Annotated in this window: 12 protein-coding genes and 1 tRNA gene; 10 read left to right on the top strand and 3 right to left on the bottom strand. The window is 55.1% G+C overall.

The genetic code is table 11. The features are described 5' to 3' along the window. Positions 1-401: 401 nt before the first annotated feature. Positions 402-491, top strand: a tRNA-Leu gene (locus RBB82_RS02425). Positions 492-1,110: 619 nt separating this feature from the next. Here the strand turns inward: RBB82_RS02425 and RBB82_RS02420 are convergent. Continuing rightward, complete coding sequence (locus tag RBB82_RS02420; RefSeq protein ID WP_433973529.1) at positions 1,111-1,905, bottom strand: class II aldolase/adducin family protein; 795 nt, start codon at positions 1,903-1,905, stop codon at positions 1,111-1,113. 142 nt (positions 1,906-2,047) lie between these two features. On the opposite strand from RBB82_RS02420, the gene RBB82_RS02415 reads away from it, so the two are divergent. The 6 genes from RBB82_RS02415 to RBB82_RS02390 all read left to right on the top strand — a co-directional run bounded on the left by RBB82_RS02415 (position 2,048) and on the right by RBB82_RS02390 (position 6,203). After that, complete coding sequence (locus RBB82_RS02415) at positions 2,048-2,218, top strand: hypothetical protein (RefSeq protein ID WP_433973527.1); 171 nt, start codon at positions 2,048-2,050, stop codon at positions 2,216-2,218. Further along, entirely contained in the window at positions 2,215-2,955 is a 741-nt protein-coding gene (locus tag RBB82_RS02410) for a hypothetical protein (RefSeq protein ID WP_433973526.1), read from the top strand. Before RBB82_RS02415 ends, RBB82_RS02410 begins: the two co-directional genes overlap by 4 nt. A gap of 594 nt (positions 2,956-3,549) precedes the next feature. Then, positions 3,550-3,903 carry an ArsR/SmtB family transcription factor gene (locus RBB82_RS02405; protein ID WP_433973525.1) on the top strand — a complete coding sequence of 118 codons (354 nt, stop codon included), beginning with the start codon at positions 3,550-3,552 and terminating at the stop codon, positions 3,901-3,903. Beyond that, positions 3,884-4,393, top strand: coding sequence for an SRPBCC family protein (locus RBB82_RS02400; protein ID WP_433973524.1), 510 nt, complete (start codon positions 3,884-3,886; stop codon positions 4,391-4,393). Before RBB82_RS02405 ends, RBB82_RS02400 begins: the two co-directional genes overlap by 20 nt. 43 nt (positions 4,394-4,436) lie before the next feature. Beyond that, on the top strand, positions 4,437-5,000 hold the full coding sequence (locus RBB82_RS02395; protein ID WP_433973523.1) for a DinB family protein: 564 nt from the start codon (positions 4,437-4,439) through the stop codon (positions 4,998-5,000). A gap of 135 nt (positions 5,001-5,135) precedes the next feature. Further along, positions 5,136-6,203 (top strand): IS110 family transposase, encoded by a 1,068-nt coding sequence (locus tag RBB82_RS02390; RefSeq protein ID WP_433973522.1) that lies wholly within the window; start codon positions 5,136-5,138, stop codon positions 6,201-6,203. A gap of 475 nt (positions 6,204-6,678) precedes the next feature. Here RBB82_RS02390 and RBB82_RS02385 read toward each other — a convergent pair whose 3' ends face one another. Together RBB82_RS02385 and RBB82_RS02380 are read right to left on the bottom strand one after the other, a co-directional pair. Then, complete coding sequence (locus tag RBB82_RS02385; protein ID WP_433973521.1) at positions 6,679-8,211, bottom strand: hypothetical protein; 1,533 nt, start codon at positions 8,209-8,211, stop codon at positions 6,679-6,681. Continuing rightward, a complete protein-coding gene (locus tag RBB82_RS02380; protein ID WP_433973520.1) occupies positions 8,163-9,365 on the bottom strand; it encodes a hypothetical protein in 1,203 nt (400 codons plus the stop codon). The genes RBB82_RS02385 and RBB82_RS02380 overlap by 49 nt, the downstream gene beginning before the upstream one ends. A 369-nt stretch (positions 9,366-9,734) precedes the next feature. On the opposite strand from RBB82_RS02380, the gene RBB82_RS02375 reads away from it, so the two are divergent. From RBB82_RS02375 to gnd, 3 genes are all read left to right on the top strand, one after another. Beyond that, positions 9,735-11,318 carry a flavin monoamine oxidase family protein gene (locus tag RBB82_RS02375; RefSeq protein WP_433973519.1) on the top strand — a complete coding sequence of 528 codons (1,584 nt, stop codon included), beginning with the start codon at positions 9,735-9,737 and terminating at the stop codon, positions 11,316-11,318. A 20-nt stretch (positions 11,319-11,338) separates the two neighbouring features. Then, on the top strand, positions 11,339-11,833 hold the full coding sequence (locus tag RBB82_RS02370) for a RidA family protein (protein ID WP_433973518.1): 495 nt from the start codon (positions 11,339-11,341) through the stop codon (positions 11,831-11,833). A gap of 243 nt (positions 11,834-12,076) precedes the next feature. Continuing rightward, complete coding sequence (gene gnd, locus RBB82_RS02365; protein WP_433973517.1) at positions 12,077-13,537, top strand: decarboxylating NADP(+)-dependent phosphogluconate dehydrogenase; 1,461 nt, start codon at positions 12,077-12,079, stop codon at positions 13,535-13,537. Positions 13,538-13,633 lie beyond the last annotated feature (96 nt).

Here is a 13,633-nt window from a genome sequence, read left to right as displayed (position 1 = left end):
CATCGGTCTCGGTTTTAACAAGGCAACGTCACAGAAAGAGTGGAACGCGTCGCCCCTTCACGACTTCAGATTGACACTCGCACTCGGGGGACACAATCACACTAATTGGTTACTAATAAACCTACGATTGGTTTTTGACGTGCTGATATTTCTTATAGCAGAGGGACTCTCGACAATCAAGCGACAGATCGCGATAGAGAGAGGCGATTATCACGGGTTTTATGACATTCTTCATAACAAAATAGAAGAAAGTTATTGGAATGATATTCGACACACAGAGCGTAGTTTTGGAAATGCATTTCAACAAAAAGATTAACTCTGGTCCAGAGTTGGATACGGCTATAAAGGGTTGGCAGGAAATGCGTTAGCATAATTCAAGCAGGCTGCTTTTTGTTTGTAGAGCCCGGATGGTGAAATCGGCAGACACAGCGGACTTAAAATCCGCAGACCCTTATCAGGTCGTGGGGGTTCAAGTCCCCCTCCGGGCACCACTAAGTTATCTGGTCATCCCTCGCTATCGGAGACCGATTGCCCTACAAGTTAATGGTCTTGCGCTATTTCAATTTATACCGGCCAATTGCTATGCCTAAGGCTGCTCCAAACGCAATTCCGAAGATTACTCCAAGAGCCATATTGCGCCAGATAAAGCCCAATACTGCTCCTATCGGGAGCCCTAGAGAGAGAGCCAAGGCCATAGATCTCTGCCGTCTATTCATTCGCCGCTTTCGGCTCATTCCTGTCGTCCCTGTGTAGTCGTTTTGAAAGCGCCAGTGTATGCAACGCACTTTAAGAAAACAAGCAGAACTTCCCAGGCACAATTCAACCTCGAAAAAGCTTCACGATCCTGCTCGGTTGCGGGCGTTTCGGTTATCAACTGAAGGCTACTTCGATCAATCAACCGACCTCGAGTTTTCCGACAGAACTCGTGCCTTTAGGATCTGATGATGAACCGAACACCGTTCAGGATAGTCTTGGCATAAAACAGGCTGGCGAGTAGCACGCGACGCTCAGAAACTGCTCCTAATACGAGCAGAACTCTACTGAAAAGAACCTGATATTCCCGATCAATCGGGAAGCACTTTGAATTGTCAACGATCCGGCGCACTCACGTTAGCTGAGAGGCAGATGGCTTGCTGCTGATGAAAATACCGTGATCTCTTTTTTTGTTCGGGCAAGATCATTAGGATTGCGTTCATCCGATAGTCTTCCAGATCCAGCAGATCGTTCGGCGTTAGATATGTCATTGGAGTTCTTCACGTACTTCGCTTTGGCACGATGAAGGTGTTCTATCTGGTCCGCATGGAGAGGTAGAGCAGATCCAAGCTGATGTGTGATCAGGGCAATGTGTGCGAGGTGTTCGACTGTTTCCATCTTTAGAAATGCTTCAAGCAGAGACGTGCCGTAGCTGACTGCACCATGATTGGCCATGAGGATCGCTTCGTGTCCCGGAATGAACGGGATGATGCTGTCGGCGACTTCCTCGGTCCCGGTCGTGGCGTATCTCGCCAAGGGTACGACTCCGAGAGTCATGACCGCCTCCTGACAGAACATCTCATCCAACGCGCGTCCGGCACAGGCGAAAGCCGTGGCGATAGGCGGATGGGAGTGAATAACCGCCGCGACATCTTCTCTATGTTGATAGACAGCAAGATGCATGCTGACTTCACTTGTAACTTTCCTGGTGCCGGCAAGCTGACGCCCCTGAAGGTCAACTATCACCATATCGGTTGGTGTCAGCAGATACTTGCTGGCGCCGGTGGGAGTGACCAGCAAACGTTGATCGTCTAACCTGACCGACAGATTTCCTGATGTCCCAGGTGTAAAGCCGAGACGAGAAAGCCATTTACTAAATCGCACAAGGTCCCGCCTCAACTCATGTTCGGTCAGGTTCTTTTTCTCTGACAAGGTCTCGCTCCTTTCCTGCTCGCTGCGTCTTCGCGCGATTCGCATCTGTATGAAGTTGTTCCTGCATGAATGATGTGTTTTCAAAACATCGCTTTCTGCAGCTTACGCCACCCTTTGCCAAATCGGTCTGATGACTGGAGAAATGTCCAAAACGCTGGGTCTTGGCGGCGCGTCGTACTATAGAGAGTGTTCGTCGGGGATGCCGGTCTTCGAGGTGTCCTCAAAGACCGGATTCGGCGCGGATAGCGTGCTGGATTTCCTGAGTGTACAACTCGCACTGACACACGAAACCCAGGTTGAAGCGTCGCTATGAATGCATCTCTCGAAATCACTCTCGTCTCCTGCGCGGTGCTCGGGTTTCGTCACGGGTTTGACTACGATCACATCGCGGCGATCTCGGATATCACCAGCGTTCAGCAGAAGCCTTCGAGCGCGATGCGACTCGGGCTTCTCTATGCCGCTGGTCATGCTGCGATGATCGCGCTGCTTGGCAGTTTGGTCGTTCTGTTTCAACTGGCGCTGCCGCACCGTCTTGATTCATGGGCCGAACGTCTGGTCGGGCTGACGCTGATCGTTCTTGCGATCTATGTGATGGGGAGTCTGGTGTGGGGAGATCCTCACGCCATTCCACCTTCACGCGCTGCGCTCATTATTCGCGGATACCGCCGCCTTCGGCGCAGGTTTTATCCGGCGCGGCAAGACGCCATCTCGGCAACCAATGAAGAAGATCTCAACTACACCGGGCCGATTGCCTTTGGCGTCGGAGTTATCCATGGGTTCGGTGCGGAGACACCCAGCCAACTCGCACTATTTCTGCTGGCTGCTAACCTGGGCGGTGTCGCCAAGGGCATTGGAGGCATGGCGATGTTTCTGGCCGGTTTGCTGATGATGAACACGCTGATGACGGCTTCGGCATGCGGCCTGTTTCACGGAAGCGCACCCCACCCGAAGGTTATGCGGTTCTTTGTCGGACTTACGGCCGTCTACAGCTTCGTTGTCGGTTGCGTGTTTCTGCTTGGGTCTTCCGGCCGCCTCCCGGCGATCGACTAAACGAGGTTATCCCAGCCATACGATTTGATACTACCCCCACCCCCCCCATACCCCTCGTTAACATGCTTATTATCAGTAGTTTGCTGATTTAGGTGTCTGCAAAAATGTGATTTCAAATAACTTAGAGGTAAAAATGTGATTCTAAACAGGTTATCGGAGTTCATCCTGACCACCGCGTAACGTCACGACAAACTCTAACTCATCTATATCCATTATATTGTGGGCGATATAACTAATACGCCACGCGGAAGCTACCTTTTTATAATGACTTACGCCATTTGTAGGCTTGACAGGATTTTTTGGTGGCCTCGTTCCTGCGGTTGCACTATAAGTCGGAATTCCGTACTCCATAAGCTGGATAGCGGACCCATATAAGTCCGAATTCAACAGCGGCCTTCGAGGTCAACCTCGAGGGACCTCAACCGAGTATCACGCCTGGAAAGGTCGCCGGACACTGGCCGACCAAAGTCTAGCCATCCTGTTCAAGTGAGTAAATGGGCGATCTATCAAGCGTCGGTCTAAGGTTTCAAAGACCAGGGAATGTAACCGGCTCGCAACAATATCAATTGACATTCGACGGCTACCCACTACCATATGGTTGTGGATAGACTAGGTACAACATTTGCGGCGTTGTCGGATCCAACCCGACGGGCAATGGTCGAACGACTCTCCCATGGGCCTGCCTCTGTGCATGGATTGACGGAGCCGTTTGCACTCTCGCAGCAGATGATTTCAAAACATATCGCCTATCTGGTGCGGGCGCGGATTGTGATCAAGACCAAGCGCGGACGCGAAAGCGTATGCACGCTTAGGCCCGAGGCAATCAAGACAGTCAGCGAGTGGGCCTTTAGTTATCGCCGGTTCTGGGAAGAGAGTTTTGACAAGTTGGAAGTGGTCGTAAATCAAATGAAGAAAGAGGAGGTCAGAGATGGCAGAAAACACGGTTAGCGAAATTGAGCGGATGGTCGTTACAAGAATTTTTGATGCCCCACGTGAGTTGGTCTGGAAGGCGTGGACAGACCCGAAGTATGCGATGCAGTGGTGGGGGCCGAAGGGCTTTACCGCGCCAGTTTGCAAAATTGACTTTCGCGTAGGGGGAAAGTTCCTCTTCTGCATGAGAACGCCCGATGGGCAAGAGGGCTGGACTGGCGGTGAATACCGCGAGATTGTTCTGCACGAAAAGATCGTTTCCACCATGTACTTTGCCGACTCGAATGGAAACAGGGTTGACCCTGCGCAATATGGAATAGAACATGAAGCCATCGACGATTCGGCCGACGTGATCCTTTTCGAAGACATTGGAAACGACCAGACTAAGCTCACCTTTATTGGAAGTGAACCCATGGAGAGTGCGAAAAATAGCGGCCAGGCAGAGGGCTGGAACGAGCAACTCGATAAACTTGCTGCGGTTGTTGAGGGGCTGGTACAGGCGAAATAGGAAGCTGAAATTTGATTCGCGAAAATCAATCGTGGAGTAAGAAATGAAAAGAACAACGTTCCTCGCTATCGTCCTGCTGGCATTTGCATTTGCCGCCCATGCCCAGGACACGATGAAGAAAGATGCAGCCGTCAAACCTGCCGATCCGGAATCGAAAGTCGTGCTCGATTCCTGGAACGAGATTGGCCGCAAGCTGACGGCGCTGGCCGAAGATTTTCCTGAGGACAAATATGACTTCAGGCCGACACCCGCGCAGCGGAGCTTCGCCGAGCAATTACTGCACGCGGCGGGTTCATGCTACTACTTCACGAATCCTGCGATGGGGCAGAAGCCTCCCGCGGCAGAAGATCCGAAGCGAGAGCAATACAAGTCCAAGGCCGACATCGTTGCGTTCGTCAAAAAGTCCTTCGCCGATGGCGCAAACGCTATCCAGTCAAAAGGCGAAAAAGGCCTGATGACGGAGGTTGTTTATTTCCCTCAGCAGAAATCGCGCGTTATCGACATTGCATACGGCATCATCGAGCATAGCGGTGAACACTACGGTCAGCTCGTTGTGTACTACCGCCTCGCGGGTCTTGTGCCGCCGGAGTCGCGGCCCAAGAAGTAAAGCTCAAGTTCGATCCTTCGATCTTCCACAGGGTGTCAATGAGTGCATTATCGACGAGTCACGCAATATAAAAGGCGCCCACTTTGCTGTAGGTTGTGGTTATTCGTATCACCACCTACCGAAAGGAGCGCCGTTATGAGCCAAGAGAAATATATCGGCATGGACGTCCACCAAGCAACGATCTCGGTTGCAGTCACGGATTTTCGGGGCAAGTTGATCATGGAAAGTATTCTGGAGACGAAAGCGGCCACGATCCTTGAGTTCCTCCAGGGGCTGCACGGAAGTTTATCGGTGACCTTCGAAGAAGGGACCTCTGCGGCCTGGTTACATGACCTGCTGAAACCTCACGTCACCCGTCTCGTGGTCTGCGATCCGCGCAAGAACGCCCTGTTGAAAGACGGCAGCAAGAGTGACCGAATCGATGCGCGAAAGCTGGCAGAGCTGCTGCGTGGCAACCAACTCACGCCGGTTTACCACGGCGAGCACGGGATGCGCACCTTAAAGGAACTAGGTCGCAGCTACGTGACCATTACGCAGGATCTTGTCCGGGTCATGAGTCGAATCAAAGCACTCTACCGAAGCTGGGCCATTGCCTGCAGCGGTACCAGCGTCTATGCACCGCGGCATCGCGCAGAATGGTTAGGCAAGATCCCGGAACCCGGAGTTCGTCTCCGGGCCGAACGGCTCTATCAGCAACTGGATCTGCTGCAGCCGGTGCGTCAGCAAGCGCGACGCGACTTGCTGACCGAGAGCCGCAAGCATCATGCCGTGAAATTGCTTCGCCAGATTCCTTCGATCGGTCCGATTCGTGCAGCCTTGCTGGTTGCGCAGCTGCAGACGCCACACCGTTTCCGTACCAAGCGTCAGCTGTGGGCTTACAGTGGTTTCGCGCTGAAAACCCACGACAGCGGTGAGTACCGCTATGTCAGAGGGAAACTGCAACGAAACCAGGAGCGCATGACCGTGCGCGGCCTAAATAACAACCACAATCCCGAGGTGAAGAATCTCTTCAAAGGGGCTGCGATCTCCGCTAGCACTCACCCTGGCCCTCTGTACGATTTCTATATTGCTCTTCTTGAGAAAGGGATACGACCGACGATGGCGCGTCTCACCCTGGCACGAAAGATTGCCAGCATCACTCTGACGATTTGGAAGAAAGGAGCGGATTTCGACGCCACACAATTGCATCGGCAAGAAGCTTGAGCGTCTCTGATGAAGAGGCCTTTCCATCTCCGGCGATTCTCTCTGGTGGTGGTCAGTCGGGTTCTCGAGACGCTCGGTTCGAGGTGAGTATCAGTCAATGAGTTTGGCCCTGTGTGCTTCGGCACCGAGTCACTGAGTCACGCTATGCCTCCTCGGATAACCAGAAATAGCGATAGGCCACGAGCCTCTAATAGAACCATGGTTGACACCCAAATACCAAGGCCCGCTTGCGAAGTCTAAGACTCGATCGGCGTCGTCACCACTGGAAGATGAAAGCCACGGATATGCAAACAAGCCACAAAGGAACCTCTCGAGCGAATCGAGGGGCACACTCACAGGCAGTGGGCTGGATCTCGAGACAAAAATCTTCTCGCTGTCCGGTCGAGGGGAAAACTTTTTTCTTGACATCCCTTTTTATAGAACTCATTGAGATTGGCCGTAAAGCGGGGATATCGGATAACGGACGCGTACAGATTCAGGGGACTGTTACGTCAAAGGCTCCTGTTTCGATCGTGGTGCCGTGCTTCATCTGAACGAAGATGCGGTAGCGGCCTGAGGAGGGGAAGCCGTAGGGAAACTCGACTGTGTTTGAGAGTGGTTTGTCGTGGCCGCTCATGTCCATGCCGCCCATATCCATTCCAGCGGGCATCGCGCCGCCTTCGTTGGCGAGAGCCAGCGCTGCCATCGGGGCTGAGCCGTCAGGATGGGTGTGGGCGAAGACGGTGCCGTCGGTTTTGACGAAGGCTGCGTGGCCTGCCATGCCCATGTAGGGTTGCATGTCGGTTGCGGGCTGGCCGTTAGGATTCAACAGATGGAAGCGGAAGGTGTAGGCGGTGTCTGCAGTGATGGTCGAAGGCCGATCCCAGACCATCACAAATCCATCAGGAAGTTTGTAAGAGTCGCCGAGTTGGCCCTTGCTGAGGGGCTGGGGATGCGCGGTGGCGTCGTCGGGGCCTGGTGTGCCTCCTGGCATGTCGGCGGGGATGGTGATGGTGGAGACAAGCGTCTCGGGAAAGCCGTTGGCGTGAACGATGTCGCCATAGAGCTTGTACTCGCCAGATGGCATTGCAGGGAGAGACATGCGGAAGTCGCCGTTTCCGGCAAGTTCAGGGTGCAGATGGAAGACTGCGTCCATCTCCGGCTGGCGGATGGCGTAGAGGTGCATGAGGTGGCCGTGGTCGGGCAGGAAGTCCTTGTTGGAGCGGGAGTCGCGCTCCTTGCCGCCGTCGTAGGCGAGCACGTTGAGATCGAGCTGGCTGCCGTTGAGCACAGGGTTGACGGTGAGAGGGTGATAGACGTCGAGTGAGTAGCTGGCTGCTTCGACGTTCCACCAGGTTGCACCGCCCCAGATGAGGAGAGTCATGAATGCGAGGCTGCCGACGGTTGCGAGGATTGCTCGGCGCTTGCGGCTGGGGGAGGGGATTGCATCCGGCTCGAGGCGCGCGTCGCGGACGGCAGCGGCAACGATGCCAGCCATGCTCACGACCAGGAAGATGCCGAGGATTCCGAGGAGAATGGCGAGGCTACGCTGCATCTTGAGCGTAGACAGGGCGACGGCGGGTACGGGTACGGCGGCGGTTTGATTGCCGGCGTCTCCAGCGATCTCGAAGCGGACCTGCCAGGAGCCGCTGGCCATCATCCAGATGCTGCCGGTGTAGAAAGCGGGGTCGGCGACAGAGCGCTGCATGGGGTCTGATGTAGGAGGGTGCTTTGACGCTTCGCCGGTGATGGGAAGAGGTGTGATGTGGATGCCGTTGACCGGAGCGCCGCTTGAACGCACCTCAACGGTAGCTACGCCGGGGATGACAGTCGGCATGCGGATTGTGACAAAGAGCTTGTACGGGCCGGCTTCGACCTGCTGAAAGACGTCTTTGCTGCCGACGTGAGCGCGTGCAATTTGAGGAGCAGCGAAGAGGCCGAGAAGGATCAGAACGACAAGACGAAGAGAGGTCGGGAACTTCACCGTTGCACGCCCCGCATCCAGCGGCCGAAGCTCAAACCGATCCATGTGCCGATGGAGCCATAGATGGCTGCGCGCAGCAGACCGGTGAAGAGTGTGAATCCCTGATCGGGATTTACGAAGTGAGGCACGGTGTATTCGGGACGTGTGCCGTAGTCGAAGTACATCGTACCGAAGAGGCGATTCTGGGATGCCTGCGTCATGAGGAAGCTGGCGAAGGGCCATTCGACGATAGCAAGCACTGCAATGAAGACGACGCCGGATGCGAGTGCTATCTGCCAGGGCTTCCAGGTACGGGCGCGCTGCCAGAGGAGGTCGAGTGCGATGGCGGGCGCGATGATGAGGATGGGAAATGCAGCCGGAACCATGTGGGTGACGGGATAGAAGACAGGGCCGAGTTTTGGTTGTGCGGGGAAGAGGGGAAGGATGAGGATCTCAGCGATTGCGAAGATGGTGTAGACCGAGGCGGTGTACGTTGCAGCCCAGCGATAGCGCGAGGCCTGCGACAGAATTGCGAAGACGAGCGGGATTGCGATCGCCATGGCGACATAGGGTTGTACTGAGTGCAGGTGCCCACGCCAGGTGAACTCGAGCAGGAAGAACATCTGGCCGCCGACGATGAGACCGCCAACGTAGAGGAAGAGCCGCTGAAGTGTCTTGTATGCCTGATCGTTCGATTGTGAACCTTCTGATACGGCGCGGTTCATCGCGGCGAGGATGAGGAAGAGGACACCGACACCGACACATCGGATGCCGAGTATGAGCAGCGTGTGAGGCGGGCTTACGATTTTGACGTCGAGACCATATGCCGCGTGCCACCAGTTATCGAATGGCGCAGAGGTGATCATCGCGATGCCGCCCCAGGCGGCGATGAAGGCGCCGAGAGGAGCGCGGAAGCCGAGCACGCTGACCGATGCGGCCTTAAGCTTCGCGGAGCTTCCGAAGGTGTAGGAGAGGATGAGGTAGCCGCAGATGATGGCGGCAAGAACTCCGCAGGCGTAGATGGCCATGTGGGCCGGTGTCCAGAAGGTGTCACGGCCAATGGAGCGATGCCAGGAGACGTCCCAGGCTCCTCCGATTGTGGCGGAGGTGACGGCGAGCGCACCGCACCAGGCGTACCAGGGGACGGTTGCGGCTTGCGTCGTGACATGCCCGAGCGTCCGGGCGTTAGGGAGATGTGCAGAGGCAGCTGACGTGGCCATAAAACCTCACTAGTGATGGCGTTATCTTATAACGTTGCAGGGCCTTCAGTTGCCTCGCGTCTGTAGAGACTTTCCTTTGGTAATTCGACGTTGATCCTGATGTGTGGTGAGCTGCCTCTTTTGGGCGATGACGCTCCATCCTTTCTCTAACGCTCAGCAGCTGCATTTGAAAAAAGCTGACTGGCCCACGGTTTTGCGATAGAGTAGACACAACTTTTTCAAAATCCAGTTTTAATCGTTCCCATTGCTTCGAGATATGCGGTTTCCGCGGTGTCTTTGGCGGAGCTGCATTCCTTTAACGCTTTTTGGAAGTGTTCGTTCTTCTGCATTTGCATTGGATTTCAATTCATCGAAGAAAGAGGTGGCTTGATGGGGATCTCCCGACGCAACTTTTTGATGCGTGTAGGACAGGTTGGCGGCTACAGTGCTGCTTTTGCAACGATGCAGTCATTGGGTCTGGCACCGATGAAGGGTGCGCAGGTGGAGATGATTCAGGCGGCGGCCGGGTCCGGCAAGGGCGTTAAGGTGGTGGTGCTGGGTGGTGGAATTGGCGGGCTGGTTTCAGCCTATGAGCTGCAGAAGCTAGGGTACGAGGTGACTCTGCTGGAGGCTCGCGAGCGGCCGGGTGGACGCAACTGGACTGGAAGGAACGGAACCGAGGTCTGCTTTTGCGATGGGAGCAAGCAGCCGGTTCAATGGGAAGAGGGAAACTACCAGAACTTTGGACCGGCGCGGCTGCCGAGCGTTCACTTCACCATGCTGAACTATTGTAGGGAGCTGGGCGTTCCGCTGGAGGTGGAGGTTAATACGTCGCGCTCCACGCTGCTGCAGAACGACCTGGCGAATGATGGCAAGCCTGTGGTGCAAAGGAAGGCGATCAACGACACGCGGGGGCATGTGTCGGAGTTGCTTTCAAAGTGTATTGCTCATGGAGCATTGGACTCGGAGTTGGCGAAAGAAGACCGCGAGAGAATGACGACGTTCCTGAAGATCTATGGCCCGTTGGATGACAAGGGTGCTTATACGGGGTCGGACAGGGCTGGATATAAGACTCCTCCCGGGGCGGGAGATCAGCAGGGCATCGATGAGACGCCGCTGGACATGCGGGTTCTGCTGGATGAGAACTTCTGGAACGATCTTTTTGTGGAAGAGGCGTGGGACTGGCAGGCGACGATGATGCAGCCAGTGGGTGGAATGGATCGGATACCATATGCGTTTGCGAAGGCACTAGGGCCGGTGGTGCAGTTCAACTCGCCGGTGACGGAGATTCGCAAGACGCCGAAGGGTGTTCGCGTGTCGTATACGCAGGGCGGCGCGACGAAGCAGGTGGAGGCTTCGTATTGCATTATCGCGATGCCGTTTTCGATGCTGAAGAAGATCCCGAACGATCTGTCGAAGCCGTTCAAGACGGTAGTGGACGAGAGCACGATGGGTGGCGCGTACAAGATTGCGTGGGAGAGCAGAAGGTTCTGGGAGCAGGACTACAACATCTATGGCGGTCTGTCGTATCTGATGGAGGGGCCGAGCCCGATCTGGTATCCGTCGTCGCGGTTGATGCATCCGACCGGCGTGGTGGTGTCGGGTTATACGGACGAGTTGAATACTCCGTTTTATAATCTGACGCTTGCGCAGAAGCTTGAAGCTTCGAGAGCTTCGATCGATAAGTTGCATCCGGGGCATGGGAAGGAGCTGAAGAATCCTGTGTTCTGCGGATGGAGCCGCGTGCCATGGAATGAGGGCTCCTGGATCAACAGCTACGGCGGTGGGAAGAGTGGGTATGATGTGATCATTCAGGCGGATGGTCCTATCTATTTTGCAGGCGATACCGCAAGCCACATCGTTGGCTGGCAGGAGGGCGCGGCGCTGAGCGGGCGTCGTGCGGTTGGAATGATCTCGGACAAAGTGAAGATGGCGAAGTTATCGGGTGATCCTGCTGGCGCAGTGATGAGCTGACGATGGTGGACAGGGAGAGAATGATGACGATGAAGCAAGGTGTGATGGCGGCGGCGTTGATGGCTGTTGCGTGTGCGATGCAGGGCCAGGTCGTGGTGAAGCATCTGCAACCGAATGAGAAGTCTCCTATTGCGAACGGAGTGTGGGCCGGTGACACGCTTTATCTGAGCGGTCAGCTTGCTTCTCCGGTGACGCCGGCGGATGAGGCGAAGGGAACGGCTGCTGTGTATGGAGATACCAAGACGCAGGCGCTGAGCGCATTGAACAAGATTCAGGCTTTGCTCAAAGAGCAAGGGCTGGACATGAAGGATGTAGTGAAGATGACGGTGTTTCTGGCGGGAGATCCCGATAAAGGGAACAAGCTAGATTTCGCTGGCCTGCAAGCGTCATATACGCAGTTCTTTGGCACGAAGGATCAGCCCAATAAGCCAGCTCGGAGTGCGGTCCAGGTTGCTGCGTTAGCGGCTCCCTGGGCGCTGGTTGAGATTGAGGTAATTGCTGTGAAAGGGAAGTGAATTTTCTCGCAGCAGGTTGTGAAAGTCAGTCGTGAAAAGGCCCCGGTTCTTGCCGGGGCTTTTCTTTTCGCGACGCACGGTAGAGATGGCATCTCTTTTGACCGCGTGGCGACAGGGCGCGGCTATCTTAACGTCTCTAGCGTGTGATAGAAAAGTCACTCGTAGTTGCGCCATTTGAATGATGGCGAGTGATTAAAACGTTCGTTTGCGATGCTCCTGACGGGGCCGCTATGGAGACATGAGATGGCAGAGGCAACTTGCGATATCGGATTGATTGGGCTGGCTGTGATGGGCCAGAACCTTGTGCTGAATATGAACGACCACGGGTACAAGGTTGCCGTGTTCAACCGCACGACCTCCAAGGTCGACGAGTTTCTAAGTGATGAGGCCAAAGGAACGAAGGTAGTTGGAACGCACTCCGCCAAAGAGCTGTGTGAGTCGTTGAAGCTGCCGCGCCGCGTGATGCTGATGGTGAAGGCAGGCGAGGTTGTCGATCAGACGATTGAACATGTGCTGCCGTATCTGGAGAAGGGCGACATCCTGATCGATGGTGGGAACTCGTTGTTTACCGACACGAATCGCCGGACGAAGGAGTTGGCGAAGAAGGGGATCTTGTTTATTGGCACGGGTGTTTCGGGTGGAGAAGAGGGTGCACGGTTCGGTCCTTCGATCATGCCCGGCGGAAATCCGGCTGCTTGGCCTCACGTAAAGGAGATTTTTCAGGCGATTGCGGCGAAGGTGGAGGATGGAACTCCCTGTTGCGACTGGGTTGGTGAAGATGGCGCAGGGCACTACGTGAAGATGGTGCACAACGGAATTGAGTATGGCGATATTCAACTGATCTGCGAGGCGTATCAGTTGTTGAAGGATGGATTGGGGCTGACTGCGGATCAGTTCCATGATGTATTTACGGAGTGGAACAAGGGCGAGCTCGATAGCTATTTGATTGAGATCTCGGCGACGATCTTTGCAAAGAAGGACGACGACGGGACGCCCATGCTCGACAAGATTCTGGATACGGCGGGGCAGAAGGGGACGGGGAAGTGGACGGCGATCTCGGCGCTCGATCTTGGGATGCCGGTGACGTTGATCGGCGAGAGCGTGTTTGCGCGGTGCCTGTCGGCGCTGAAGAACGAGCGTGTTGCCGCTTCGAAGGTGTTGCAGGGGCCGAAGAAGGTGCTGACGATCTCGGAGAAGAACGAGTTTATCGAGGATGTTCGACGCGCTCTTTATTGCTCGAAGATGATTAGCTACGCGCAGGGTTACATGTTGCTGCGCGCGGTGGAGAAGGAGCAGAAGTGGAATCTGAATATGGGGGGCATCGCGCTGATGTGGAGGGGCGGCTGCATTATTCGGAGTGTGTTTCTTGGCGACATCAAGGCGGCGTTCGATAAGGATCCGAAGCTGCAGAATCTGCTGATGGATGAGTTCTTTTCGAATGTGCTGAACAAGTTTCAGTGGTCGTGGCGCAAGGCGATCATTCACGCGATCGAGATTGGTGTGCCGATGCCGGCGTTTTCAACGGCGCTCGCTTTCTATGACGGCTATCGAACGGAGCGGCTGCCCGCGAATCTGCTGCAGGCGCAACGCGACTTCTTTGGAGCGCATACGTATGAGCGCATCGATAAGCCGCGAGGCGAGTTCTTCCATACGAACTGGACAGGACGAGGCGGGAAGACCTCTTCGTCGACGTATAACGCTTAAGCTTCGCGGCAAAAGACGAGAGCCTTCACTGGGAGAGCGAATTTGCTGCTTCCGGTGAAGGCTTATCGATAAGTGTTGGTGTGGCGGCAGATCGCG

Origin of the sequence: Tunturiibacter lichenicola, assembly GCF_051013355.1 — a bacterium.
Lineage (GTDB): Bacteria > Acidobacteriota > Terriglobia > Terriglobales > Acidobacteriaceae > Edaphobacter > Edaphobacter lichenicola_F.
The sequence above is the reverse complement of the archived record's forward strand: the minus strand, read 5'-3'. Positions and strand labels throughout refer to the sequence as shown.